Annotated in this window: 17 protein-coding genes; 4 read left to right on the top strand and 13 right to left on the bottom strand. The window is 33.9% G+C overall.

Annotation, left to right across the window (positions count from 1 at the left end):
• Positions 1 to 9 precede the first annotated feature (9 nt).
• Complete coding sequence (locus tag HM992_RS05080) at positions 10 to 861, bottom strand: OmpA/MotB family protein (protein ID WP_178986087.1); 852 nt, start codon at positions 859 to 861, stop codon at positions 10 to 12.
• A 269-nt stretch (positions 862 to 1,130) separates the two neighbouring features.
• Complete coding sequence (locus HM992_RS05085; protein ID WP_178986086.1) at positions 1,131 to 3,449, bottom strand: inorganic phosphate transporter; 2,319 nt, start codon at positions 3,447 to 3,449, stop codon at positions 1,131 to 1,133.
• Positions 3,450 to 3,802: 353 nt separating this feature from the next.
• Between HM992_RS05085 and HM992_RS05090 the strand changes: the two genes are divergently transcribed.
• The gene (locus tag HM992_RS05090; RefSeq protein ID WP_178986085.1) at positions 3,803 to 4,159 is read left to right on the top strand and encodes a toxin-antitoxin system YwqK family antitoxin; all 357 of its coding nucleotides are present in this window, start codon (positions 3,803 to 3,805) and stop codon (positions 4,157 to 4,159) included.
• A gap of 87 nt (positions 4,160 to 4,246) precedes the next feature.
• On the opposite strand, the gene HM992_RS05095 is transcribed toward HM992_RS05090, so the two are convergent.
• On the bottom strand, positions 4,247 to 7,072 hold the full coding sequence (locus HM992_RS05095; protein WP_179318942.1) for a TonB-dependent receptor: 2,826 nt from the start codon (positions 7,070 to 7,072) through the stop codon (positions 4,247 to 4,249).
• A 73-nt stretch (positions 7,073 to 7,145) separates the two neighbouring features.
• Complete coding sequence (locus tag HM992_RS05100) at positions 7,146 to 8,372, bottom strand: hypothetical protein (protein ID WP_179318943.1); 1,227 nt, start codon at positions 8,370 to 8,372, stop codon at positions 7,146 to 7,148.
• 233 nt (positions 8,373 to 8,605) lie between these two features.
• Between HM992_RS05100 and HM992_RS05105 the strand changes: the two genes are divergently transcribed.
• On the top strand, positions 8,606 to 9,946 hold the full coding sequence (locus HM992_RS05105) for a deoxyguanosinetriphosphate triphosphohydrolase (protein WP_179318944.1): 1,341 nt from the start codon (positions 8,606 to 8,608) through the stop codon (positions 9,944 to 9,946).
• A gap of 228 nt (positions 9,947 to 10,174) precedes the next feature.
• On the opposite strand, the gene HM992_RS05110 is transcribed toward HM992_RS05105, so the two are convergent.
• Both HM992_RS05110 and HM992_RS05115 read right to left on the bottom strand, forming a co-directional pair.
• Positions 10,175 to 11,959 carry a 1-deoxy-D-xylulose-5-phosphate synthase gene (locus tag HM992_RS05110; RefSeq protein ID WP_179318945.1) on the bottom strand — a complete coding sequence of 595 codons (1,785 nt, stop codon included), beginning with the start codon at positions 11,957 to 11,959 and terminating at the stop codon, positions 10,175 to 10,177.
• A 22-nt stretch (positions 11,960 to 11,981) separates the two neighbouring features.
• Entirely contained in the window at positions 11,982 to 12,908 is a 927-nt protein-coding gene (locus HM992_RS05115; RefSeq protein ID WP_179318946.1) for an energy transducer TonB, read from the bottom strand.
• Positions 12,909 to 12,987: 79 nt separating this feature from the next.
• Here HM992_RS05115 and HM992_RS05120 point away from each other — a divergent pair, with 79 nt between their 5' ends.
• Complete coding sequence (locus HM992_RS05120; RefSeq protein ID WP_178986079.1) at positions 12,988 to 13,437, top strand: nucleoside deaminase; 450 nt, start codon at positions 12,988 to 12,990, stop codon at positions 13,435 to 13,437.
• 30 nt (positions 13,438 to 13,467) lie between these two features.
• The gene (locus HM992_RS05125) at positions 13,468 to 13,923 is read left to right on the top strand and encodes a protease complex subunit PrcB family protein (RefSeq protein ID WP_178986078.1); all 456 of its coding nucleotides are present in this window, start codon (positions 13,468 to 13,470) and stop codon (positions 13,921 to 13,923) included.
• 110 nt (positions 13,924 to 14,033) lie between these two features.
• On the opposite strand, the gene HM992_RS05130 is transcribed toward HM992_RS05125, so the two are convergent.
• The 7 genes from HM992_RS05130 to HM992_RS05160 form a co-directional block, all read right to left on the bottom strand.
• A complete protein-coding gene (locus tag HM992_RS05130) occupies positions 14,034 to 14,225 on the bottom strand; it encodes a cold-shock protein (protein ID WP_020898101.1) in 192 nt (63 codons plus the stop codon).
• A gap of 100 nt (positions 14,226 to 14,325) precedes the next feature.
• The gene (locus HM992_RS05135; protein ID WP_178986077.1) at positions 14,326 to 14,574 is read right to left on the bottom strand and encodes a hypothetical protein; all 249 of its coding nucleotides are present in this window, start codon (positions 14,572 to 14,574) and stop codon (positions 14,326 to 14,328) included.
• Between the two features lie 33 nt (positions 14,575 to 14,607).
• Entirely contained in the window at positions 14,608 to 16,410 is a 1,803-nt protein-coding gene (locus HM992_RS05140) for a chloride channel protein (protein WP_179318947.1), read from the bottom strand.
• A gap of 62 nt (positions 16,411 to 16,472) precedes the next feature.
• Positions 16,473 to 18,263: a chloride channel protein gene (locus HM992_RS05145; RefSeq protein WP_178986075.1), complete on the bottom strand. Its 1,791-nt coding sequence runs from the start codon at positions 18,261 to 18,263 to the stop codon at positions 16,473 to 16,475.
• Between the two features lie 43 nt (positions 18,264 to 18,306).
• Complete coding sequence (gene aspS, locus HM992_RS05150) at positions 18,307 to 20,061, bottom strand: aspartate--tRNA ligase (protein ID WP_179318948.1); 1,755 nt, start codon at positions 20,059 to 20,061, stop codon at positions 18,307 to 18,309.
• A 78-nt stretch (positions 20,062 to 20,139) separates the two neighbouring features.
• A complete protein-coding gene (locus tag HM992_RS05155) occupies positions 20,140 to 23,682 on the bottom strand; it encodes an efflux RND transporter permease subunit (protein ID WP_179318949.1) in 3,543 nt (1,180 codons plus the stop codon).
• Positions 23,683 to 23,743: 61 nt separating this feature from the next.
• A complete protein-coding gene (locus HM992_RS05160; RefSeq protein WP_179318950.1) occupies positions 23,744 to 24,925 on the bottom strand; it encodes an efflux RND transporter periplasmic adaptor subunit in 1,182 nt (393 codons plus the stop codon).
• Between the last annotated feature and the right edge of the window lies 1 nt (position 24,926).

The following is a 24,926-nucleotide window of genomic DNA, read 5'->3' on the forward strand; positions in this document are numbered from 1 at the left end:
TTAATGGATTTATTTTGCTTCCATCATAGCAAAGAACTTATCAATGTTTGGCATTAAAATAATGCGTGTTCTACGATTTTTAGCTCTGTTAGCATTCGTATCGTTTTCAACTAGAGGCTGGTAGCTACTGCGTCCAGATGCAATTAATTGTTCTGGTGCAACCTTAAATTGCTTTTGTAATTTTCTTACTACTGAAGTGGCACGTAATACACTTAAATCCCAGTTGTCTGCAATTTTATCTGTGTTTATACTTCTGGAATCTGTATGACCTTCTACCATAACATCTAAACTAGGCTCAGAATTGATGACGTCAGCTAATTTCTGTAAGATTTTATCTGCTTTGTTTCCAACTCTATAACTTGCTGTGTTAAATAACATATCATCATCAATAGAAATCATAACAACAGTTTCGTTAATATCTATTACGATATCTTCATCTTCGTTAAGATCGCTAGTGTTCATGGCTTTGCTTAGGTTGTACTGAATCGCTAAATTCATAGAATCTTTTAACGTCTTAGCACCTGCTAATTTTTCTGAACTAACGTTTTTAAGCGTTTCGCGCATTTTTTCTTTACTAGCTCCAGAAGCTACAGTACCGTCTTCGGAAACTTCAAATTTTGCTTTGTTATCAATAGTTAACCCTTCAACATCGTCATTTAAAGATTGAATTTTGGCGTTGTATTGATTAACACGTGCTTCAATTGCAGCAAATTTATTTTCTAAATCTTCTTTTTCTACTCTTGTCTTAGTAAGCTCACTTACGGTTTCACCGTGTTGTTGTTCTAACGCTACGTATTTTTTCTTAGATACACATGCACTTAATAAAACAGCGGTTACTAATAGGATTGAAATTTTCTTCATATTATGAATTTTGGTTATTATTGTTTTAAAGTCATATATACGATAAAAGGCTGTGTTTGGATGTTGAATGTTGAAAATATTTAACATTTAAAGTGATTTATTTGGAACTACCTTAATCTGATTTGTAACTATGAAATTTTTAAATTTTAATGTAACTTGTTAATATCGTTAGTTTTGATTGATTTTCTAAGGTGTCTTTTACAAACAAAAAAAGCTTCAAATCGTATTAAGACTTGAAGCTTTTTATTAAGGATAGTAGATTTGATTTACTACTCTTCTTCTGTTTCGTTAGTTGTAGGCTCTGTATGTATTGTAGCAGGTTCTACAGAACTATCATGCGAGTTATAATACTCTTCTAATAGATTCATCATTGCTGTGAGCAAATCTTTTGTTTCTAGAAGTAAACTGAAATAAAGCGTTGTGTTTTTAGGACTAGATTCTTCAGTTCTAGTTCTAGATACTTGCTTATTAATTTTATCTGTTACTAAATCAAACAATTCTTTTTTATGCTTAATTATAGTTCCAATTTGTTCAAAAGAATGTGAGTCGAAAGCTGCTTTTGTATTATTGAATAATTCTTCAAGCGTTAAGTCAATTTCTTTCAATTCTTTAATCTGACTAAATTTAAGCTTCTTATGATTATTATGAATATGCTTGTGACTTGTTTTAGAGATATACTCTAAAGATTGCGTCATATCTTGCAAATAGCCTAGAATATTAATGTAGAAGCTACTAGCGCGTAAACTTGTTTCATCTAAATTTTTAATAAAATAGAATATGTTGTCTCTAAGAATATCAACTTCGTCAGAGAGTTTGGTGACTTGTTTTTTATTCTTTTTCAGTAAAGATAAATCTTGTTTTGCCAAGCCTTCGATGGCGTTAGTGTAAATTCTATTTCCACGTTTTACAACGTTAGAGATGTTACCTGCACTTTCAATAATTACACCTTGTACAGAACTACTTCCAGCTTTTGTTAAACTGTCTTCAGCCAGTATGGCCTTAGATTTTTTACTATGTGCAATAGAGCTTCGAATTAATAAGCCAATAGCAGCAAGTAATAAGATTGGAAACATAACCTCTAGATTTAGGCTTAATAAATAAGCGACTAAAGCAGCGGCTGCAAAGGCACTAAACGCCGTGAAAAACCAACCACCAATAACGTTAAGAACTCCAGCAACTCTATATACCGCACTTTCAGCTCCCCAAGCTCTATCCGCTAAAGAAGTTCCCATAGCTACCATAAAAGTAACATAAGTTGTTGATAATGGTAACTTCCAAGAGGTGGCAATTGAGATTAAAACGGCTGCTACCATTAAATTTACTGCAGCTCTTACCATATCAAAAGCTGGTAAGTCTGCTGTTTCCTCTTTTTTAGAAATTAGTCGTGGTTCAAATTGCATGTCAATTTTTTTCTGCCATGAACCTGGTAAAATATAAGAGGACATTTGAGACATTGCTATAGCACTTCTTACAAAAGTTCTCGATAAAAAATTGGGTTGAAAACGCTCTTCTGTTGCGCCTTGACTAGAAAGGTCTAGTGATGTTTTAACAACATTTTTTGCTTTAGTTGAAAACCATAAGGTTAAAACCATAATCATACCTGCTGCAAATAATAACCAATTGTTTGCAGGTACTTTTTCTGCAAGAACTCCCATTGGGAATTGATCTGCTGCTAAACCTGATTCTACCCACAATTCAAAGGCGTTATAGGCTGCCATAGGTACGCCAATGAAGTTGACTAAATCATTTCCTGCAAAGGCTAATGCTAAGGCAAACGTTCCAACAATAATTATTAATTTGTAGATGTTAGCTTTTAAAAGAGTAATTACGGCATATGATAAAAGCGACCAAAACACCGAGCTAGCTGCAAGTATGGTAAATACACGATTTTCTAAAAAGTAAGCCATTGTATGGCCTCCTAAAATGTCAAAATTATTATTAGCGAAAGACGTTCCTTTTAATCCTTTTATAAAAATAAAATAGGTGATTGACGTTAGTGCAAGTCCACCAAAGATGGCACCTACCCAATTTGCTTTTTGCTCAAAGTTATTTGATAACAATAGCCTTGTGAACCATTGAACAATAGCACCAATAGTAAAGGCAATGACAACGGAAAGCAATATTCCTAAAATAATTTCGGTTGCTTTATCATTGTTTATATAATTGATTACATCTGAAAATTGACCACCATCGTGTCCAATTTTAATCAATGCCATAGCTACAGAAGCTCCTAATAATTCAAACACTATAGATACTGTAGTCGATGTTGGTAGTCCAATAGTATTGAAAAAGTCTAACAATAAAATGTCTGTTATCATTACTGCCATGAAAATAATCATGATTTCATTAAACATAAACTGCTCCGGATTAAAAATACCTTTTCGTGCCACCTCCATCATTCCACTAGAGAAAATAGCACCAATAGCAACACCAACACTCGCAATTATGACTACTGTTTTAAACGATACAGCTTTAGATCCTATAGCTGAGTTTAAAAAATTAACCGCATCATTACTTACTCCAACGACCAAATCGGCAACGGCCAAAATGACTAAAGCAATGATCATTAATAGGTAAATATTATCCATAATTATTAGTTGAAAATAAATGTGTAAATATCTTTATATGGTTTTAGGTGTATGTTACCTAAATGTTATTATTAAGAGCAATAATGATGTCATATTGTGGACGTAATCATGACTATATCTTTAATTCTGAATAACAATAAGTTTGATGAATTGCCCATTTTTAAGTGGAAAGACGATGGTCTCTTTCTGTGTTTTATTCATTGTTATTATAATGTGATTTTTTATAAATTCTTAAAATATTGTAAATCAATACTTTAAACTTTCAATGTTAACTAAATGTTACGTAAAGATTGCTTAAATGTAAAATAATTACTATATTCGTAAGACAAATATGAATTAATACCCAATTAGATATGAAAAAGATAGCCATAATGTTAGTAATGCTATGTGTAGGATTCACTTATGCTCAAGACAAGAATCAACCAAAATTAGAAAAGAAAGGTGATTTAACGGTTGCTACTTATTTCTATGATAATGGTGAAGTTCAACAAACTGGTGCTTTTAATGCCGATGGAAAGTTACAAGGAGAGTGGACTAGTTTTGATGTAGAAGGAAATAAATTAGCCGTGGCAACTTATAATGCTGGAAAAAAAGTTGGAAAATGGTTCTTCTGGGAAGGACATTCTTTAAAAGAAGTAGATTATAAAGATAATACTATTGTTAGTGTTGTAGAATGGTCTAATGATAGAACCATAGTCTCTAGAGATTAAATAGAATTGTAGTTAAATAAAGTTAAAAATAAAAAGAGCTGTAATACACTATTACAGCTCTTTTTGTATATAACATTTAATGTGTGTTTATAAGCTCATGCTATAGCCTAAGCTAAACGTTGTGCCTGGATTTCTTGATGAAAAGTCAGCGCTAACATCTCCATAAGATTCATATTGGCTTAATCTATCGTCGTTAAGAATATTATCCACTTTTAAACTTAGTTTAGAGCGGTTGTCTTTACCGAAGCTTTTAGATAGATTAAAATTTAAACTATTGAAAGATTGTGTATACACATCAGGGTTTTGACCAAAACCGACAACTTCTAACGTTTTTCCTTGAACATTATAGAAAACACCCGTTTCAAATCCTGAGTCTGTATTATTGTAGTTAAGACCAACATTTACTAAAAATGGTGATTGCCCTTGTAACTCACGTGTGTCATCTATAGTCTCTCCATCTCTTGCAAACTGTAGTCTAGATTCATACTCTTGCCCTTCACCTTTGGCCATTTCAATTTCAGATTGAATAATTGAAACGTTGACATTTAAACTTAAGTCTGCTAAAGATTCTGAAATAAAGTTAAAGTTTTTACGACCTTCAAACTCTAAACCTAATACTTGTGCTTCTGGTGAGTTTCTTGGTGTAAATTGATTTGGTGCTACATAAGAATAGGCTACTAACTCTATAGGGTCTTTAAATCTTTTGTAAAATGCACTTACCGCAAACATTTGAGCCTTCTCACCGAAAAATTCATATCGTGCATCAAAGTTGTTGATGTATGATGGTTGTAAATCAATATTACCTAAAAATATAAGTCCAGTTAATAAATCTGAAATTTGTACCACAGACGATTCTTTAAAACTAGGTCTTGCTACAGTACGGAAATACGATAAACGAATATTAGATTTTTCGTTAGCTTCATAGATGAAGTTTGCCGATGGGAATAAATCTAATTCTTCAATGGTTTTTTCATTATCATACATCTCAGTACCATTGTTGTTTTGTCCTGTAAATAGTGTTGTGAAATATTCTGCACGGACACCAACGATAGATTTTAATTTATCTGTTATTTTAAATTCATTTGAAACATAAGCTGCTACTGTATTTTGTGTAGACTCATAAGAGTTAGCTGGTTCAAAGTTTCCACGAATGTAAGAACCCGAATTGGTTTCAGGGGTCCAGATATTACTTGGATCTAAAATCGCATTAGGATCTCCGTTAAAACCTGAGGTGCTTATATCTCTAAAGGCAACTTCATATTTATAAATGTCATAATTACGTTGTTTGTAACTCGCTAAAGCACCAAATTTAAGCGCAGCTTGGTTATCAAATAAATCATACTTCTTTGTGAAATCTACCTTTGCAGTGGCATTAAATTCTTCTAAGTCTCTCCATAAACGTTGTGGAAATCCTGCATCAGAACTAATACTTGTAGAGCCATCGTTGTTTAAGATAAAAGTGGTTAATCTCACATCTTTATCATAAACACGGCTAAAGCTTGGTGATACCTTCCATTCTGTAACAAAATCATTTTCTATATCGTTATGCTGACCACCAATTAAAAAGTTGGTTAAAGAACGTTGTGTATATTCTAAGTTATCTTTATCAACATCAATATCATTAGATATTTCTGTATTTTGTCTAAATAAGGCAGCTCTGCTTTCCCCACTTTGTATGTGTAAGACATTAAAGTTATATTTAGAGTTGTCCGTTTTATAAGATAAACCTACTAATCCGCTTAATAAAACATTGTTTTCTCCTAAATCACCAATTTGTCTTCTGTCAAATCGTAAAGCATTTACACTGCGGTCTTCATTTTTTTGGTAAACCCCATTTTCAAAACCTTCATAAAAAAGAGTTTCATTTTTATAATTTATTGAGGCAATTAAACCTAATCGATTCTCCCCAACATTAAATTGGTTACCATAATTAAAACCAAAGCTGAAGTTTGGTAAGCTCGTTTCGCGCTCTGCAGCTAAGGTACTATTAAACGAACGTGTGATGTCTTCTAAACTAGAGTTGTTACTCGATGCAGGATTTGGAACTGTGCTAGTAGGTGAAATTGGTAAATCTCTATCTCCTCCATCAAAACCTAGAAAATCTGTTCCGCTACCGTCATAAGTCACATAATTAGAATTAAATGTCATATCAGGATTGTAGCTTGTAGAAAGTGAAAAGCTCATGGCTTTTTGCGATGGAAAATCTTTAGTGATAATATCTACAACACCACCTGTAAAATCAGCAGGTAAATCTGCAGATCCTGATTTTATGACAATTATGTTTTCTAAAATGTTTGTCGGAAAAACATCCATCTGAACAGTGTTTTTATCTGGATCAAGTCCTGGGATATCCATACCGTTTAAAATTGATTTTGTGTATCGATCTCCTAAACCTCTTACGTAAACAAATTTACCTCCTTGGACAGAAACACCTGGTACACTTTTTATAGCAGAAGCAATATCACTAGCTCCGGCTTTCTTTATGCTTTCAATAGAAAGACCATCAAGTAAAACAGCAGAGTTACGTTGAAGATTTAATACGGACTCTTCCGTGTTTCTGCGTGCTGAAGTTGTAATTACAACTTCACTTAAAGCAGAAGACGATGGATTTAACGTCACATTGAGTTCTACCACTTTATTGGCCTCAATTTTCACATCGGTAATAGCTTTGGTTTCATAACCAACAAATGAAAATACTAAGGTATAGGTGCCTTCATCTAAAGTTAATTTATATTCACCATCAAAATCAGTGGTCGTACCTGTAGCGGTATTTTGAATTATAACATTTGCAAAAGGAAGTACATCGTTAAACTCACCGTCAAAGATTTTACCTGTAACAGTTCCTGTTTGTTGTGCCGATACAAAGGAAAAGGATAATAAAATTGCAAAAAATAGAGATATCGATTTAATCATTTTAATATGATTTTAAAATATACAAAATGTCCGAAAGTGATTTCCGGACATTTTGAGAATTATGTTTGTTAATTTAGAATGCGTTTTGAGAGGCTGCATAAGTCCATCCAAATACAGTTGTATTTGCTCCTTTTGTAGCAGCTGAAGCATTTGCTATACCAGTTGCGTTATCTGTAAATTTTGCTGCATCTGCATCAGCTTCAATAATATCAGTAAGAGCAATTCCTGTTGGTAAAACAATTTCCCAGTTAGAAAAAGCTATTCTATCATTAGAAAATTCTGTTTGTGAATCAGCACCACTAATTCTTACTGTAGATTCTGATCCGAAGTTATAAACTAAAATGTTATTTAAGTTTGCAATTAAACCATCTCTACAATCAGCTATGTAGTTAGATGTAGATGTATTACCAATTAAAGTAATATCACTAAAAGTGTAACCAGCTTCAGTTGCAACAGATCCTTCAGGACCATCTAATTCTAAAGCACTTCCAGATTCGCTACCTAAGATAACAATTGCATTGTTTACAGTACCAGACCAAGCTTGGTCAGCATCTAAACCATCATCACCGTTACCCCATGTGATTAAGTTTGTAGCGTTTACAGTTCCACCGAACCACTCAAAACCATCATCTTGGTTAGAAACAACTTCTATGTTATCTACTGTAGTACCAGAACCAACACCACCAAAAGTAACACCGTTAATTTCATTGTCAGAACCGATAGTAATACCACCGTGTCTTACAGAGATATATTTATAAGTACCAGAGTTATCATTAGCAATAGAACCACCATATTGACCGTAAGGCTCAGTTGCAGGAATACCTTCAATCTGTGCAGTTTCAACATCTCCACTAACTGAAATTGGTGCACGACCTAAGATGATTAATCCACCCCAAAGACCAGAATCATTGATATCTAAGTTTGTTCCAGTAGTTTCACCATAAGTAATGTTATCTAAAACAGAAGTCATTATAATTGGGTTACTAGCAGTACCTTCAGCCATAATTTTACCACCTTGATCTACTACTAAAGCAGAAGCTAAAGATTCTAAACCTTCAGCACCTTTAATGATAGTTCCAGCTTCAATTGTTAAAGTAATACCATCGTTTACAACAACTTTACCGTTTAATTGATAAATATTGTTCGATGTCCAAGTTTCATTTTCTGTTAAAATACCTGATTTTTGGATAAGTTCATTAGTGTCTCCGCCATCATCAGTGCTGTTATCATCATCACTACTGCAATTAAATGCAACTAAAGAAAATGTAAGTAAGAAAAGTAAATTTTTAATTGTTTTCATTTTGTTTTTATCATTAAATGTTATGCCGCAAAGAAACTCTGATTAGCTTTCTTGTAGGTTATATGAAAATTAAAGATTCGTGACTAAAAGGTTAGGTTATTGTTAGCTTAATATTATGTGGATTTATATTCTAGAAACAATTAGGTAACATTAAAATTTCTAACATCTATCTAAGCTTTCTGTAATCAATTGTATAGCAATTTATATATCTTGCATCTTATAAGACTATAACTATGAACTGGGAACAATTACTCTCCTTAAAGCGCTTTGGAGACACCAATAAAAGATTAAGAAAAGAACAAGATGAAACCCGTTTGGGGTTTGAGGTTGATTATGACCGAATTATATTCTCTTCAGAATTTAGAGGCCTTCAAGATAAAACACAAGTGGTGCCGTTATCAAAAACCGATTTTGTGCATACACGCCTAACGCATAGTTTAGAAGTCAGTGTTGTGGGCCGTTCTCTAGGTCGTAAAGTTGGACAGTTATTATTAAAGAAACATCCGCAATTAGAAAATGTTCATGGTTATAAGATGAATGATTTTGGTGCCATTGTTGCTGCTGCGGCTTTAGCACACGATATTGGAAACCCACCTTTTGGTCATTCTGGTGAAAAAGCCATTGGTGCTTATTTTAAAGAGGGGAGTGGTGCTGACTTTAAAAAGCACTTAACCGAAAAAGAATATCAAGATTTATGTGATTTTGAAGGTAATGCTAATGGATTTAAAATATTAACAGAAAGTCGTGAAGGAAGAGAAGGTGGCTTAAGATTAAGTTATGCGACTCTAGGAGCATTTACGAAATACTCAAAAGAATCATTACCTAAAAAGCCAACGAATCATATAGTAGATAAAAAATATGGGTTCTTTCAAAGTGAAAAATTAATGTTCGAAACTATAGCTTCTGAGTTAGGTTTGGCGAAACGAAGTGATGAGTATGTAAGCTATCAGAGGCATCCCTTAGCATTTTTAGTAGAAGCCGCAGATGATATTTGCTATACTATTATTGATTTTGAAGATGGTATAAACTTAGGACTGATTGAAGAAGAGTATGCTTTAGAGTATTTAATTAATTTGGTTAGAGGCTCTATTAAAACGGAGAATTATCATGCCTTAAAAACAACTGAAGATCGCGTAAGCTATTTACGAGCGTTAGCCATTGGACGCTTAATAGATGAAGCAGCTACTCTATTTATGAAACATGAAGAAGATATTTTAGCAGGTAAATTTGAAACGGCTTTGTTAGATGTAAGTCAGTATAAAGCGCAAATCAAGGATATTATTAATATCAGTATCAAAAATGTGTACCGTTCTAAGGAGGTTATAAATAAAGAGATTGCTGGTTATAAAATTTTGAATCAATTATTAGAATCATTTGGAGAAATGGCACATCATTATTTTGAAGATAAGATGTCTAATTATGATGAGTTGTTATACAGTATATTGCCAGAGACCGTAAAACTCAATAACGAATCGTTGTACAATAATCTATTAGCTGTATGTCTCTATATATCAAAGTTATCGGATACAAATGCGATGTTATTGCACAAAAAACTTCAAGGCCAAATATTATAAAAATGCATTTCGTCGAATAAATTTGTTTTTTAGCGGGTTTTTGTTTTAATTTACTTCATTATCAACCCATTAAGAGACCTACTTATGAGAAATAATATACTTGGAGGGCTTGTCATTTTCCTAGTTGTAGTAACTTGTTTACTTATGTTAGACGATATCTCAAGCCAAAGTTTAGACCAAACAACTTACGAGACAATTAAGACTGAGAAAGTTGAAACCAAAACGGACTTAGCTATTGTTGAGAACGAAGAATAAATCTTCAACTTCTTTTTTAATAGATGGTGCATCCAATTTCTGTAATTGCATTAATTGGTCTGTGGTACCATGTTCAATGAACTCATCATCAATGCCTAAGGTTGTGATTTTTTGTTTATAATTATGTCTATTAGCAAATGCTAGAACAGTACTACCAAAACCACCAACTATGGTTCCATTTTCAATGGTAATTATAGCGTCATGGGTTTTAAACACCTCATGCAATAAACGTTCGTCTAAAGGTTTTACAAATTGCATATCATAGTGACTAATGGCCTCTTTATGGTCAGAAGATAAAATAACGTCTTCAATTGTTTTAGCAATAGTTCCTATGGAGAGAATAGCAATTTGGTTTCCTTCTTTTAGACATAAGCCTTTTCCTATTTCAATAACTTCAAATGGTTTTTTCCAATCTAATAAGTGTCCTCGTCCTCTTGGATAACGAATAGCAATTGGGTAATCAATTCCTAATTGAACGGTGTACATCATATTTCTAAGTGCTATAGCATCTCTTGGTGAAAAAATCACAAGATTAGGTATACAATTTAAATAGGCCAAATCAAAAACTCCGTGATGGGTTGCACCATCTTCACCTACTAATCCTGCACGATCCAAACAAAAAATAACCGGTAAATTTTGTAAAGCTACATCATGAATCACTTGGTCGTAAGCACGTTGTAAGAATGTGGAATAGATATTACAAAACGGAATGAGACCTTGCGTCGCCATACCTGCAGCCATTGTAACCGCATGTTGTTCTGCAATACCAACATCAAAAGCACGATCTGGAATAGTTTCCATCATATATTTTAAGGAACTTCCGGTTGGCATAGCTGGAGTAATACCTACAATTTTATCGTTCTTTAAAGCCAGTTCTACGATTGTCTCACCAAATACATCTTGAAATTTAGGAGGCAATATTACATCTGATTTTACAGGAATATCACCAGTTTTGGCATCAAATTTACCTGGAGCATGATATTTTACTTGGTCTAATTCGGCTTGTTTTAAACCTTTGCCTTTTGTGGTGATAATATGTAAAAACTTAGGTCCTTTTACAGTCTTTAATCGTTTTAATTCTGACAGTAATACAGCAAAATCATGACCATCAATAGGACCAGAATAATTAAAGTTTAAGGCTTCAAAAATATTGTCTTGTTTCTCGGTACCTTTTTTTACGTTCGTTAAGTATTGTTTTAAGGCTCCAACACTTGGGTCGATGCCAATGGCATTATCGTTGAGAATGACTAATAGATTGGTGTCGGTAACTCCAGCATGGTTTAAGCCTTCAAAAGCCATGCCGCTAGCAATAGAGGCATCACCAATCACAGCAATATGGTGTTTGTCTTCACCTTTTAGTTGCGAGGCAATTGCCATTCCTAAAGCTGCCGAAATTGAGGTAGATGAATGCCCAACACCAAAAGCATCATACGCGCTTTCACTTCGTTTTGGGAAACCACTAATGCCTCCTAGTTGTCTATTGGTATCAAAAACGTCTTTTCTGCCTGTTAGTATCTTATGTCCATAAGCTTGGTGTCCAACATCCCAAATAAGTTGATCTTCTGGTGTGTTAAAAATATAATGCAAAGCAATAGTTAATTCTACCACTCCCAAACTAGCTCCTAAATGTCCTTCTTTGGTAGCGACGATATTAATAATAAAGTGTCGCAACTCTTGGGCAAGTTGAGGTAAGTCTTCAGGCTGGAGATGGCGTAAATCTTTTGGTAGATTGATATGTTTTAAAAACTTATTTTTCACGTCGTAAAAATACGAGATTTTATTAGTCTTCGATTAAAATGACTATTGGTATAGAATAAATAGCGGCCACATTATGGTTGCGTTGCTTTGCAGGTTTAAATTTGGGTAGAAGTTTAATCACTCTTATGGCTTCTTTCTCTAATACAGGATGAGACGCTTTTCTTATTTTGATATCATTTACGTCTCCATTTTCATCTATTTTAAACTGTGTAAAAATGCGTTGTTTTCCTTTTAGACCAAGTTTTTCAGCAATTTCGATATTAAAATTATTGGTAATGATTTTTGAAATGTTTTTAGAGAGGTATTCTCTTTTTTCTAATTTAGATAAAGAGTCAGGCGTATGTTTAAATTCTGCAACGTCTTCAATTATATGTCCAAAAACGATGTCCTCATTTGGTTCCGGAGGTTCAATAAGTCCAACTACATCAATCACTTCAACAACATCTCCCATAATATCGGGAATTGGGGCGTTGTGAACGGTAACTGGAGCATTTGGTGAAGGGCTAGTTATCGTTTTAGAAGTATCAGTATTAACCTTAGAAGCTGTAATCTCTGTGGTTTGCATTGATTTTGCTTCAAGCGTGGAAATCACTTCAACAGCATCAATTTTCTTAGTTCGACCATTTTGATCAGAACAATTTAATAGAGAAGTTCCCATAGTAATCAACAAGGCTAAAAGAAATAACTTATGAAAACTTCGTTGTTGTTGAAGAACTTGTTCCGGAATCTCAATGCGAATTTGTTTTAATTGGGACACCTTAAAACGCCCACAAATTTTCTCACCGGTATTTATGGCCAAATAATCTTGAATCCCTTGTTGTGGCATTTGTGTAAAATCGATAACTGATTTTGAGCACGATTGACAAAAGCGTCCTTGCTCATTCCGTGTCATCTTAGACCAGTCTTCGTGGCATGGTTTTGGAATTGAAATGGAGTAGTGTGGTTTCATAAGTACTGGCTTTGTGAATGTGTATCAAAATTCTTGCCGCAATGATTTAAAATAATTTTGAAATCGTATTTTTACAACTATGATAAACCCATTTGACGATACTTACTTTATGAAAAAAGCCCTTCAGGAAGCTGAGGCTGCTTTTGAAAAAGGTGAAATTCCGGTTGGCGCGGTAGTTGTAGTAGAAGATAGAGTTATTGCAAGGACACATAACCTCACCGAATTATTAAATGACGTCACGGCACATGCTGAAATGCAAGCCATTACCTCTGCAGCGAATTTTTTAGGCGGTAAATATTTGAATAAATGTACGCTTTACGTCACCTTAGAACCTTGCCAAATGTGTGCTGGAGCTTTGTATTGGAGTCAGATTTCTAAAATAGTTTATGGAGCTTCAGATGAACAAAGAGGTTATAAAACTATGGGAACGCAATTGCATCCTAAAACGGAAGTGGTTGGAGGCATTTTAGCAGAGGAAGCTTCAGCATTAATGAAACGCTTTTTTATTGAAAAGCGTAATTTGAACTAATCGTATTTTAGATTTTAAAAATAGATGTATATGAAAACACAAAGCTTAATAGTATTGTTCTTAGTATTTGTTATGAGTTGTAAAAGCAATCAAAATAATGTTGAAATGAAGACTGTGAAATCTGTTTTAATTGCAAAAGGCAATTTGCATGGTGCGGGTTCGGAAGGGTTTACCAAAGAAAATAGTGTTATAGATAATCAAAGCGATTGGGAAAGTTTAATGGCTCGAATGAATAAAGTGAACAATGTTTCAGAGAGTTTTACTGAAACGAAAATTGATTTTTCAAAATATGCCATCATCGCAGTATTTAATGATGTAAAAGGCAGTGGTGGTCATAGTATTGAATTAAATATATCTACAACTTCAGAAAACACATTAGTTACTGTTAAGTATATAAGCCCTTCAGGAAATGCGACGAGTGTAATGACGCAACCTTATTATATTACTAAAATTCCAAAGCAAAACTTACCAATAGTTTTTGAGTAATAAATCAGTCTTTAGGAGTGTAAGATGAGATGCGCTAATTAGACAGTAAAATTTAAGCAAAAAAAAACGCTCAACCATTGGTTGAGCGTTGAAACTTGTAAGATATATACTTATAATACCTGCACATTGGCAGCTACTAATCCTTTTCTTCCTTCTTCTTCGTCGTACTCTACTGTGTCACCTTCGCGTAATTCTACGCCATTAAGGTTTGATACATGTACGAAGATGTCTTTTCCTGTTTCTTCGTTGGTAATGAATCCAAATCCTTTTGAATCATTAAAAAATTTAACTGTTCCAGTCATTATAATATAAATAAAAATTAAAGCGTAAAGATAAAATAAAAATCCAATGTTTAAAAATTGTTTTTTGTTTTTAGCCTTTTTATTGAATAGTAGTAATTACTTATTGCGTTTTGGAATCGCGTTGGTTTTCACGCATTTTATCAAGATTTTCTTTAGTAAGCATATAATCTTGTATGTCTTTATCTTTCCATCTGTAGTAAGAGAACAACGGAAAAACGATGAAGAATAATCCAAGAACTCCAAAGCCTATAAGCTTTTCGGAATACTCTACATCTAGAATTAAGCCACAAACGATGCTAATAAACGAAGCTAAAAAAGCAATAAATGTGATGATTTTTATGGGTTTCATTTGAGTGAATTTATATAAATGGCCAATAGGAATTTAGGATGTAAAATTAATTAATTCGTTACGATAAGCGGTTAATAATTTAGATTTTGAGACAAACCCATAATAACAATCATCTTTTATTACAGGTAAATTCCATGCTCCACTATCTTGAAATTTCTTCATCACAGCTTTCATTGTGTCTTTTTCATAATAAATAAAATCTGGTGGATTGTGCATAAACGTTTCAACAGAAGTAGATTCGTAAAGCGATTGATCAAACATTATAGTTCTTATATCGTCTAGAAGAATAATTCCAACTAGGCGTTGGTAACCATCCACCACAGGGAACAAATTTCGACTCGATTTTGATACTCCTTTTTTTAGCATATCTCCTAAAGACATTTCTGGGTGTAGAGGAATAAAATCTTTTTCAATAACACTATCTAGATGCATCATGGTAAGGACACTCTGATCTTTATCATGGGTTAAAAGATCTCCTCGCTCTGCTAATTCACGAGTATAAATAGTGTGTTCCATATAATTTTTTGTTATCATATATGAAATCGCTACGGTTATCATTAAAGGTAAAAATAAAATGTAACCTCCTGTAATTTCGGCAATTAAAAATATAGCTGTTAAAGGTGCATGAATAACTCCTGCAATCAATCCTGCCATACCAATCAATGTAAAATTGGATTCTGATACTTGATGCCCAAGTCCAATATTGTTTATTATTTTAGCGACCACATTTCCTAACGCACTTCCCATTACCATGGTCGGTACAATAACTCCTCCAACACCTCCAGCAGTAAACGTAGTAGTCATTGCAATGGCTTTAAATACGGTGAAACCGATGAGCAATACAATAATGACCCAAATGTTATCGGTGTATTTGTCAAACGGATTAGAACCTAATGCATGTAGATAGTTGCCTTCAAACAAATCTTTAGTAAAACTTAAACCTTCACCATATAACGGTGGAATGAAATAAAGCATGATACCAATAGCAATACCACCTACTAGAAGTTTTGTAAATTTTGTTTTAAATCGGTCGAAAAAAGCATAAATAGCGAAATACATTTTAGTGAAGTAAATGGATGCTATACCAGTTCCTAATCCTAAAATCATATAGAATGCTGTATCTCTTGGATTGAATTTTTCCGTAACATTAAAATTAAAAAGTAATTCATCTCCTAAGAAAAAATAAGAGGTTAAAACAGATGATATAGAGGCAATTAATAGCGGTAATAAAGAGGCAAATGTAAGGTCTAAACTAAAAATTTCTACAGCCAATACAATAGCTGCGATAGGTGATTTAAACATGGAAGCCACAGCAGCAGCAGTTGCACAAGCAATGAGCAGCGTACGTGTTTTCTTATCGACATGTAAAATCCGACTTAAATTTGAACTTAATGCAGAGCCAGATGTAATTGCGGGTCCTAATAATCCGACGGATCCACCAAAACCAACAGTTAAAGGAGCCAATATTAATGGATGATAAATAAGTTTGTAAGACAAAAGTCCTTTTTGCCTTAGTAAAGAATAGAGTAGTGAAGGTATGGCACGTTTTATAAAAGGAGGAATAGACGGTGTCATTCCTTTTTTAAACATATACTTAGTTAAAACGAAGACCAAGAATAAGCCAATTACAGGTAACACAAAATAAAGCTGGTTATGAGAAAAAACAATTCCTCTTTCTAAGATAGATTGAATTGTGTAAGTAAAGTTTTTTAGAGTTACAGCAGCAATACCAGTTAATAGTCCAACAGCAACACTTAATAAATAAACAAAGTTTTTTTGCGATATATATCTATATCGCAAAAGAAGCATTTGTCTTATGATGTTTTTTATTGGCATATTTTAATAAAACCTGTTAGCCCTTATCTTTCAGGATTCAAAATCTTAATTATTAACTCAGGTTAAGATGTAAAATTAATTAATTCTCGTCGGTAAGCCGTTAATAATTTTGATTTTGAAATAAAACCAATATAAAGACCATTTCTTACCACAGGTAAATTCCAAGCACTACTATCTTGAAACTTTTTCATAATTATAGTCATATTATCTTTTTCAATGTCAATGATTGCGGGTGGTTTTTGCATCACTTCAATCGCATATACATCATCGTATAATTTTTGATCAAACATTATGGGTCTAATATCATCCAATAAAATAACGCCTTTTAAAGTATTATCTTCTTCATCTATAACCGGAAAAATATTTCGATTAGATTTAATAACCGCTTTTTTTATGATGTCTCCTAAAGTCATATTTGTGGTGACATGGATAAAATTAGTTTCAATAACTTTATTGATATCCATTAAAATTAAAACAGCTTGATCTTTATCGTGTGTAATTAGTTCGCCTTTTCTGGCTAATTCCATGGTGTAAACAGAATGTGGGATATAGAGTTTTGTGATACTAAATGCGATTGCCGCAGTAATCATTAAAGGTATAAATAAATCATAACCACCTGTAAGTTCGGCAATTAAAAAGATAGCAGTTAATGGAGCTTGTAAAACTCCTGCTAATAAACCTGCCATGCCAACAAGCGTAAAATTACTTTCGGAAACTGGAGTATTAAATAAGCCACAATTGTTAATAATTTTAGCAATGCAATTCCCCATAATACTTCCCATAAAAAGCGTAGGACCAAAAATACCACCAACACCTCCTGCCCCAAAAGTTAAGGCACTAGCAATAATTTTGAAAAACACAAGTCCAGCTAAAAGCGCAATAACAATCCATATATTAGACAGATCTAAATTTAGAAAATTAGTAACTAAAGCTTTTTCAGGATTTCCAACAATAAGATTATTAATAACATCAAAGCCTTCACCGTAAAGTGGCGGAATAAAATAAACAAGGATACCAATGGCAATACCACCAACAAGAAGCTTTTTAATTGGAGAGTTTAGTTTGTCGAATCGTTTTTGAATTCTCTCGTAAACTTCTGCAAAATAAATAGAGGTAAAAGCAGCACAGACTCCTAAAAACGCATAAAATGGGATATCTGAAATTACGAAGTTATCTTCAATCCTGAAAGGCAATAAGACATCATTTCCAGAGAAAAAATAAGAAGTAATAATTGCCGAAAGGGATGCTAATAATAAAGGTAGCATAGAGGCAATTGTTAAATCCAAGCTGAAGACTTCAATTGCAAAAATAATAGCGGCAATTGGTGCTTTAAAAATTGAAGATAGTGCTCCGGCTGCCGCGCAACAAATTAGCAGGGTTTTCGTTTTTTGGTTCATTCTAAAGAGTCGTGCAATATTAGAACCAATAGCAGCTCCTGTTGCAACAGCAGGTCCCTCTAATCCTACAGAACCTCCAAAACCAATAGTTAATGGTGCTGTAAGAATAGAGCCAAACATTTGATAACCTTTTATAATACCTTTACGTTTAGAAATGGCGTGTAATGTTGAAGGAATACCATGACTTACCTTTTCTCTTATCACATACTTGATGATTAAGTAAACTAGAGTGAATCCAATTATCGGAAATAAAAAGTAAAATGCTTGATGGTAATATTGAACCAATTTACCCTCTAATAAAAGTTGAATGTAATGCGTTAAATTTTTAAGTACAACAGCTCCAATACCAGAGGTAAATCCAATTAAAATACTTAATAGGTATACAAATTGCTTATGAGAGATATGTTTAGCTCTCCATATTAAAAGTCTTTTGAATATTGGGTGTTTTGTTTCCATAAAATTAATCTATAAAAAAATCCTGCAAGAAGCAGGATTTTTTTTATGATTTTAAATTCAGTTTTAAACTCAATTCTTTTAGTTGATCATCATCAATTGGTGCAGGCGCATCAATCATCACATCTCTGCCAGAATTGTTTTTAGGAAAGGCAATGAAATCTCGAATAGTTTCTTGGCCACCTAAAATGGCAACCAGTCTATCTAAACCAAAGGCTAATCCTCCATGTGGTGGTGCTCCATATTCAAAAGCATCCATTAAGAAGCCAAATTGAGCTCTAGCCTCTTCATCAGAAAAGCCAAGATGTTTTAACATAATCGCTTGCGTTGCTTTATCATGAATACGAATAGAGCCTCCTCCAATTTCGTTGCCATTTAATACTAAATCGTAAGCATTGGCTTTAACCTCACCCGGATTCGTATCTAGTAATTCTATTTGTCCTGGTTTAGGAGACGTAAATGGATGGTGCATCGCATGGTAATGACCTGTTTCTTCATCTAATTCTAATAACGGGAAATCAATAACCCATAATGGTGCAAATACTTTAGGGTCTCTTAGACCTAAACGTGTTGCTAATTCCATACGTAAAGCACTTAATTGTGCTCTTACTTTATTAGTGTCACCAGATAACACACAAACTAAATCTCCTGGTTTTGCTCCAGTGATTTCTGCCCATTTTGCTAAATCGTCTTGATCGTAAAATTTATCTACTGAAGATTTAAAACTTCCATCGTCATTACAACGCGAATAAATCATACCTAAAGCACCAACTTGTGGACGTTTTACCCAATCAATTAATTTATCAATTTCTTTTCTTGTGTAACTATTTCCTCCAGGAACGGCAATACCAACAACTAATTCGGCATTATTAAAAACTCCAAAATCTTTATGCTGTGTTACCTCGTTTAATTCTCCAAACTCCATCCCAAAACGAATATCTGGTTTGTCGTTTCCGTATAAACGCATCGCGTCATCGTAAAGCATTCTTGGGAATTTTTCAACTTCAACACCGTTTACTTCTTTTAATAAGTGACGTGTTAAACCTTCAAATACATTTAAAATATCTTCTTGTTCCACAAACGCCATTTCACAATCTATTTGTGTGAATTCTGGTTGTCTGTCGGCACGTAAATCTTCATCTCTAAAACACTTAACGATCTGGAAATATTTATCCATACCACCAACCATCAATAGTTGTTTGAAGGTTTGTGGCGATTGTGGAAGTGCGTAAAATTGCCCTTCATTCATACGAGAAGGGACTACAAAATCACGTGCTCCTTCTGGAGTTGATTTGATTAAGTATGGTGTTTCAACTTCAATAAAACCATCATTAGACAAATAGTTTCTTACTTCTTGAGCCACTTTTGCTCTAAAAATTAAGCTGTTTTTTACCGGATTACGACGAATATCTAAATAGCGATATTTCATACGTAAATCATCTCCACCATCCGTTTTGTCTTCAATGGTAAAAGGTGGCACTAATGAGCTATTTAAAACCGTTAATTCTGACACTACAACTTCAATATCACCTGTTGGAATATTAGGATTTTTTGAAGCACGTTCAATGACAGTACCTTTAACTTGAATAACAAACTCGCGACCCAATTTTGAAGCCTTATCCATAATAGCTTTTGGTGTGCGTTCCTCATCAAAATAGAGTTGTGTGATACCATAACGATCGCGAAGGTCAATATAAACCATAAATCCTTTATCGCGAACACCTTGAACCCATCCGGAAAGTGTAACTTCTGTATTGCTGTGTGATGCTCTTAACTCACCACAATTGTGACTTCTGTACATAGATTTTTATTAGAATTGCAAAAGTAAAAAATCCGAAGTAAAGACTTCGGATTTTTCTATTTAAATAATGGATTTCAATTAATTATCAATTTCAAGTTTTGAAGACTCATCTATTTGAGGAGTTTGGTCTACTTCAAACGTTCTTAAAGGTTCTGAAGTAAATTTACGTCTTCCCCACATTTTCAGTTTTACACTTAAGAAGAATAAAATTGGTACTACAATCAATGTTAAGAATGTTGCTACAAGTAAACCATAAATAACAGTCCAAGCTAATGGCCCCCAAAAAACCACGTTATCTCCTCCGATATAAATATTAGGATTAAAATCTGCAAAAAGCGTAAAGAAGTTAATGTTTAAACCAATGGCTAACGGAATTAGCCCTAAGATTGTTGTTATTGCTGTTAGTATTACAGGTCTTAAACGCGCTTTACCAGCCTTAACGATACTTTCAAAAAGGTCTTCGGTTGTTAAATAATCGTTTTCCCCAAGATTCAACTCGTTTTTCTTTCGGTCAATTAATAATTGTGCGTAATCTAGGAGAACAACACCATTATTAACTACAATTCCGGCTAATGAAATGATACCAACCATGGTCATCATAATAACAAAAGCACTTCCGGAAAGTACAATACCACCAAAGACACCAATAAAACTCAAGAAAATAGCAATCATAATGATTGTTGGTTTGGAGATAGAGTTAAATTGAAATATTAAGATGAAGAAAATTAAACCAAGTCCAGTAAAAAAAGCTCCAACTAAAAATGCCATTTGCTTGTTTTGTTCTTCAATTTGACCTGTGTAATCGATGTGAATATCATCAGGTAAACCTTCATAACTTTTCATTTCGTTTTGAATCTGTGCTACAATTGAACCAGCATCTGTATAACCAGGAGACATTGCAGAATATACCGTAACAACACGTTTAGTATCCTTATGTTTGATGGCACTAAAACCAGAGTTGTTTTTCTGTTTAGCTACTGTAGATAATGGAATTTCCTTAATTTGACCTGTATTATCTCTAAACGTAATATTCTGATTAAAGAGCGCACTTTTATCATAACGATTTGCTTCGTTAAAACGCACATAGATATCAAAATCGTCACCGTCTTCTTTAAAAATTCCGGCTTTAGATCCAAATATTGAATTACGTAACTGATCTCCAATTTGTTTCGCAGTCACTCCTAATTCACCTGCTTTTTTTCTGTCAATAGCGACTAACATTGTAGGTTTGTCTTTATTAACATCAATCTTAAGTTCGTCAATTCCAGGGATGTTTTTAGAATTGATAAACGCACGCATTTGTTCGGCAGTTGCAATTAATTCATTATAATCGTTACCATCTATTTCAATATTAATTGGAGAACCAGCAGGTGGCCCATTGGCATCTTTTTCAACCGAAATTAAGACACCAGGATAAATACCAACTAGCGCTTCTTGTACTTTTTGACGTAAGAGTTCACTATCTTCTCCACGACGGAATTTGTATTCGCGCATAGAAGCCGTAATCTTAGCTTTGTGTGGCATTTCTGCACCAGAACCCATGTCAGTTTGAGGATTTCCTGCTCCTTCACCTACCTGAGAAACGGCACTTTCGACTAAGAAGTTTCTGCCGTTTTCCATAAATCGGTCTGCATTGATAACTTCAGATACACGTTTTTCAATTTGTGCAGTGATAGTATTCGTTTTTTCAATGGCTGTGCCTTGTGGATATTCTATATAGACAATAATTTGATTCGGTTTATTATCTGGGAAAAATTCTACTTTAGTACGTTGTGTAGACAATGATATTCCGAAGGCTATAAACGCAGCTATTAATAATAGAAACGTTCCAATACTTAAAATGTAAGGTTGCTTATTAGACAAGGCACTTCGTAAACGACGTTCATACCAATTCTCTAATCTTACTAATGCTTTAGTTTGGAAACTGTTTGCCCAACCTCTAATAAAAAATCGGTAAGCCCAAAGCATAATAGCTGTAAAGATCATAATGGTTCCCATACCACGATAAGGCCCTCCTATAATTAGTATTAAGACTCCAAAACCAGCAACAATAATCGTTGTTTTAATAATTTGCTTCAGTGGCATATCCTTATCTTCCGTAGTCATATAACGCGATACTAATACCGAATTAAAAAATATGGCAACCGCTAATGACGAGCCTAAAACTATGGATAAGGTTATTGGTAAAATCTTCATAAACTCTCCCATAATACCAGGCCAAAGTCCTAAAGGCACAAAGGCAGCGACCGTGGTTGCTGTTGAAATGATGATAGGGAAGGCGATTTCTCCGATACCTTTTTTGGCCGCTTCAACACGACTCATACCTTCATCTTCCATTAAACGATAGACGTTTTCCACTACCACAATACCGTTATCCACCAACATACCAAGTCCCATGATAAGTCCAAAAAGAACCATAGTATTCAAACTATAGCCAATCATGCCTAAAATCATAAGTGACATAAACATGGACATTGGGATAGCAAAACCAACAAACAAGGCGTTTTTAAATCCTAAAAAGAACATTAAAACCGTTACAACTAAAATAACACCAAAGATGATGTTATTTACTAAGTCATCAACCTGTCCAATGGTAACAGAAGATTGATCATTAGTTATTGTAACTTCTAAATCTTGAGGGAATTCATTATCGATGGCGTTTTGAACAATAACTTGAATTTGCTCAGCCGCCGCGACCATGTTTTTACCAGCACGTTTTTTAACATCTAGCATAACAACAGGTTCTCCAGATTTTCTAGCGAATGTGGTTTTATCTTCTTCTTTAAATGAAACCGATGCTACATCTTTTAAATAGATAGGATTACCATTGTCTGATTTTACAACGAAGTCTTCAAGTTCAGATGGTTTTTCAATTTCACCTATAATTCTTATGGTACGTCTTTGTCCACTAGCTTTTAAGTTACCTGCCGATTGTGTGATATTTCCATTGCCAATAGCACCAAGAATGTCATTAAACGTTACTTTGGCTGCCATCATCCTGTAGATGTCTACAGCAACTTCTACTTCTTTGTCTTGAGCACCACGTATATCTGCCTTCTTAATTTCTTGTAAATCTTCTATTTCATCTTGAAGATATTCGGCATAATCCTTTAATTTTTCAATAGGATAATCACCCGAAATATTAATGTTTAAGATGGGCATTTCTTCCGAAAGACTCAACTCAAAAACATCTGGTTCTACTTTTGCGCCATTAAAGGTTGGCCAATCCTCACCAGCTGTTTCCGAATCTATTTCGTCTTTAACCTTTTGTTTAGCTTGTTCTACCGTAATGTTTTCGTCAAATTCTATGACGACCATAGAATAATCTTCTTGCGATGTTGAGGTAATTTCGACGAGGTTACTTACCGTTTTAAGACGGTCTTCTACAGGGTCTGTTATTAATTTTTCAATATCTTCAGCTGTATTACCAGGATAGATCGTACTGATGTAAATTTTGGTTTCATTAACCTCAGGAAAAGCTTCTCTTGGCATATCGAAAAAAGCCGAAATTCCCAAATAGAAAAAGACAGCAATAAGCACATACATGGTGGTTTTATTGTTAATTGCCCACGATGACCATCCAAATTCCTTTTCGGTATTCTTTTTATTGTTTTTAGTCATTTGTCTTTATGTTTTAGACGTTTGAATTGTTGGTTAGGTTTTGAAGATTAAAAGTAGTCTTCTAGTTCTTCTCGTCTATTTTAAGGACTTCTACGGATTGACCATCTCTTACGCTACGAGCTCCTTCTTTAATAATTTCTGCACCATCTTCAAGGCCTTTTAAAACTTCAATGATATCCTCTTGGGTTTTTCCTGTTTCAATAATAACGCGTTTTGCGGTACCAATACCTTTGTCGTTTTTATCAGTAACAACATATACATATTGTTCTCCTTCTGAATTTTCAGAAACGACACTTTGCGGAATTAACAAGGCATTTTCACTCGTGTAATCGTTAATTTTCAATCGTGCAGATAGATTAGGTTTAATAGATTTATCCTTGTTAGGAATTTCAACTTCAACTTTAAAAGTTCGGTTGGCAGGGTTTATAAAATCACCAGCTTGACGAATTTTTGTTTCTATTGTTTTACCCAAAACAGGAATATTTACACTTACATTTTTTCCTTTTGTAACGTCTGAAACATAACGTTCTGGCACTTCAGTTTCAATATACATATTGTCTAAATTCACAATACGCATTAATGGTGATTGCCCTGCTGCTACAACACTTCCTTGTTCAGTAATGATATCATCTATTGTACCTGAAAAAGGTGCTGTAACATTTGTTTTAGCAATTTGTTGGTATAATTGATTTACGGCTTCTTCTTGTGATTGGTACGTAGATTTTGATTGCAGATACTGAATTTCACTACCTATATTCTGCTCCCAAAGACGTTGCTGACGCTCGTAAGTGGTTTTAGCTAATTCGGCTTGGATTTTTAATTGAGCCAATTGTTGACTTAAACCACCATCATCAATCTTTGCTAAGATTTGCCCTTTAGTTACCTTCTGACCTTCTTTTACGTAAACGTTGGTTAAAATTCCGTTGTATTCTGGTGTAATGGTTAAAAGGTCCTTCGTTGTAACGTTTCCTTGTAATTCTAAAACATGATTAAAAACTTCAGTTTCTGCCTTAAACGTTGTAATTAACGGTACATGTTTTACCGTATCTAACGTTTTTATTTTTTCATCTAAAAGTTTTATTTGGTCATTAATGGCTTGCTGTTCGCCAACGAGTTCACCTCGTTTTGCTCTTATGGTTTCAAGATTACCTTGTTCAATGACGTTTTCTACAGAGTTTTTCTTTTCTCCAGAACACGAAACCGTAAGTATTGCTAGGATTAATAATGGAAATATATATTTCATT

The sequence above is a fragment of the Winogradskyella helgolandensis genome (assembly GCF_013404085.1).
Lineage (GTDB): Bacteria > Bacteroidota > Bacteroidia > Flavobacteriales > Flavobacteriaceae > Winogradskyella > Winogradskyella helgolandensis.

Bases quoted from the DNA above. Each gene is read 5' to 3' on its own strand.
- HM992_RS05145 (WP_178986075.1), bottom strand. From the start codon at position 18,263: ATGGAAACAAAACACCCAATATTCAAAAGACTTTTAATATGGAGAGCT.
- HM992_RS05095 (WP_179318942.1), bottom strand. From the start codon at position 7,072: ATGATTAAATCGATATCTCTATTTTTTGCAATTTTATTATCCTTTTCC.
- HM992_RS05125 (WP_178986078.1), top strand. From the start codon at position 13,468: ATGAAAACACAAAGCTTAATAGTATTGTTCTTAGTATTTGTTATGAGT.
- HM992_RS05085 (WP_178986086.1), bottom strand. From the start codon at position 3,449: ATGGATAATATTTACCTATTAATGATCATTGCTTTAGTCATTTTGGCC.
- HM992_RS05120 (WP_178986079.1), top strand. From the start codon at position 12,988: ATGATAAACCCATTTGACGATACTTACTTTATGAAAAAAGCCCTTCAG.
- HM992_RS05080 (WP_178986087.1), bottom strand. From the start codon at position 861: ATGAAGAAAATTTCAATCCTATTAGTAACCGCTGTTTTATTAAGTGCA.
- HM992_RS05090 (WP_178986085.1), top strand. From the start codon at position 3,803: ATGAAAAAGATAGCCATAATGTTAGTAATGCTATGTGTAGGATTCACT.
- aspS (WP_179318948.1), bottom strand. From the start codon at position 20,061: ATGTACAGAAGTCACAATTGTGGTGAGTTAAGAGCATCACACAGCAAT.
- HM992_RS05140 (WP_179318947.1), bottom strand. From the start codon at position 16,410: ATGCCAATAAAAAACATCATAAGACAAATGCTTCTTTTGCGATATAGA.
- HM992_RS05130 (WP_020898101.1), bottom strand. From the start codon at position 14,225: ATGACTGGAACAGTTAAATTTTTTAATGATTCAAAAGGATTTGGATTC.
- HM992_RS05135 (WP_178986077.1), bottom strand. From the start codon at position 14,574: ATGAAACCCATAAAAATCATCACATTTATTGCTTTTTTAGCTTCGTTT.
- HM992_RS05155 (WP_179318949.1), bottom strand. From the start codon at position 23,682: ATGACTAAAAACAATAAAAAGAATACCGAAAAGGAATTTGGATGGTCA.
- HM992_RS05105 (WP_179318944.1), top strand. From the start codon at position 8,606: ATGAACTGGGAACAATTACTCTCCTTAAAGCGCTTTGGAGACACCAAT.
- HM992_RS05160 (WP_179318950.1), bottom strand. From the start codon at position 24,925: ATGAAATATATATTTCCATTATTAATCCTAGCAATACTTACGGTTTCG.
- HM992_RS05115 (WP_179318946.1), bottom strand. From the start codon at position 12,908: ATGAAACCACACTACTCCATTTCAATTCCAAAACCATGCCACGAAGAC.
- HM992_RS05100 (WP_179318943.1), bottom strand. From the start codon at position 8,372: ATGAAAACAATTAAAAATTTACTTTTCTTACTTACATTTTCTTTAGTT.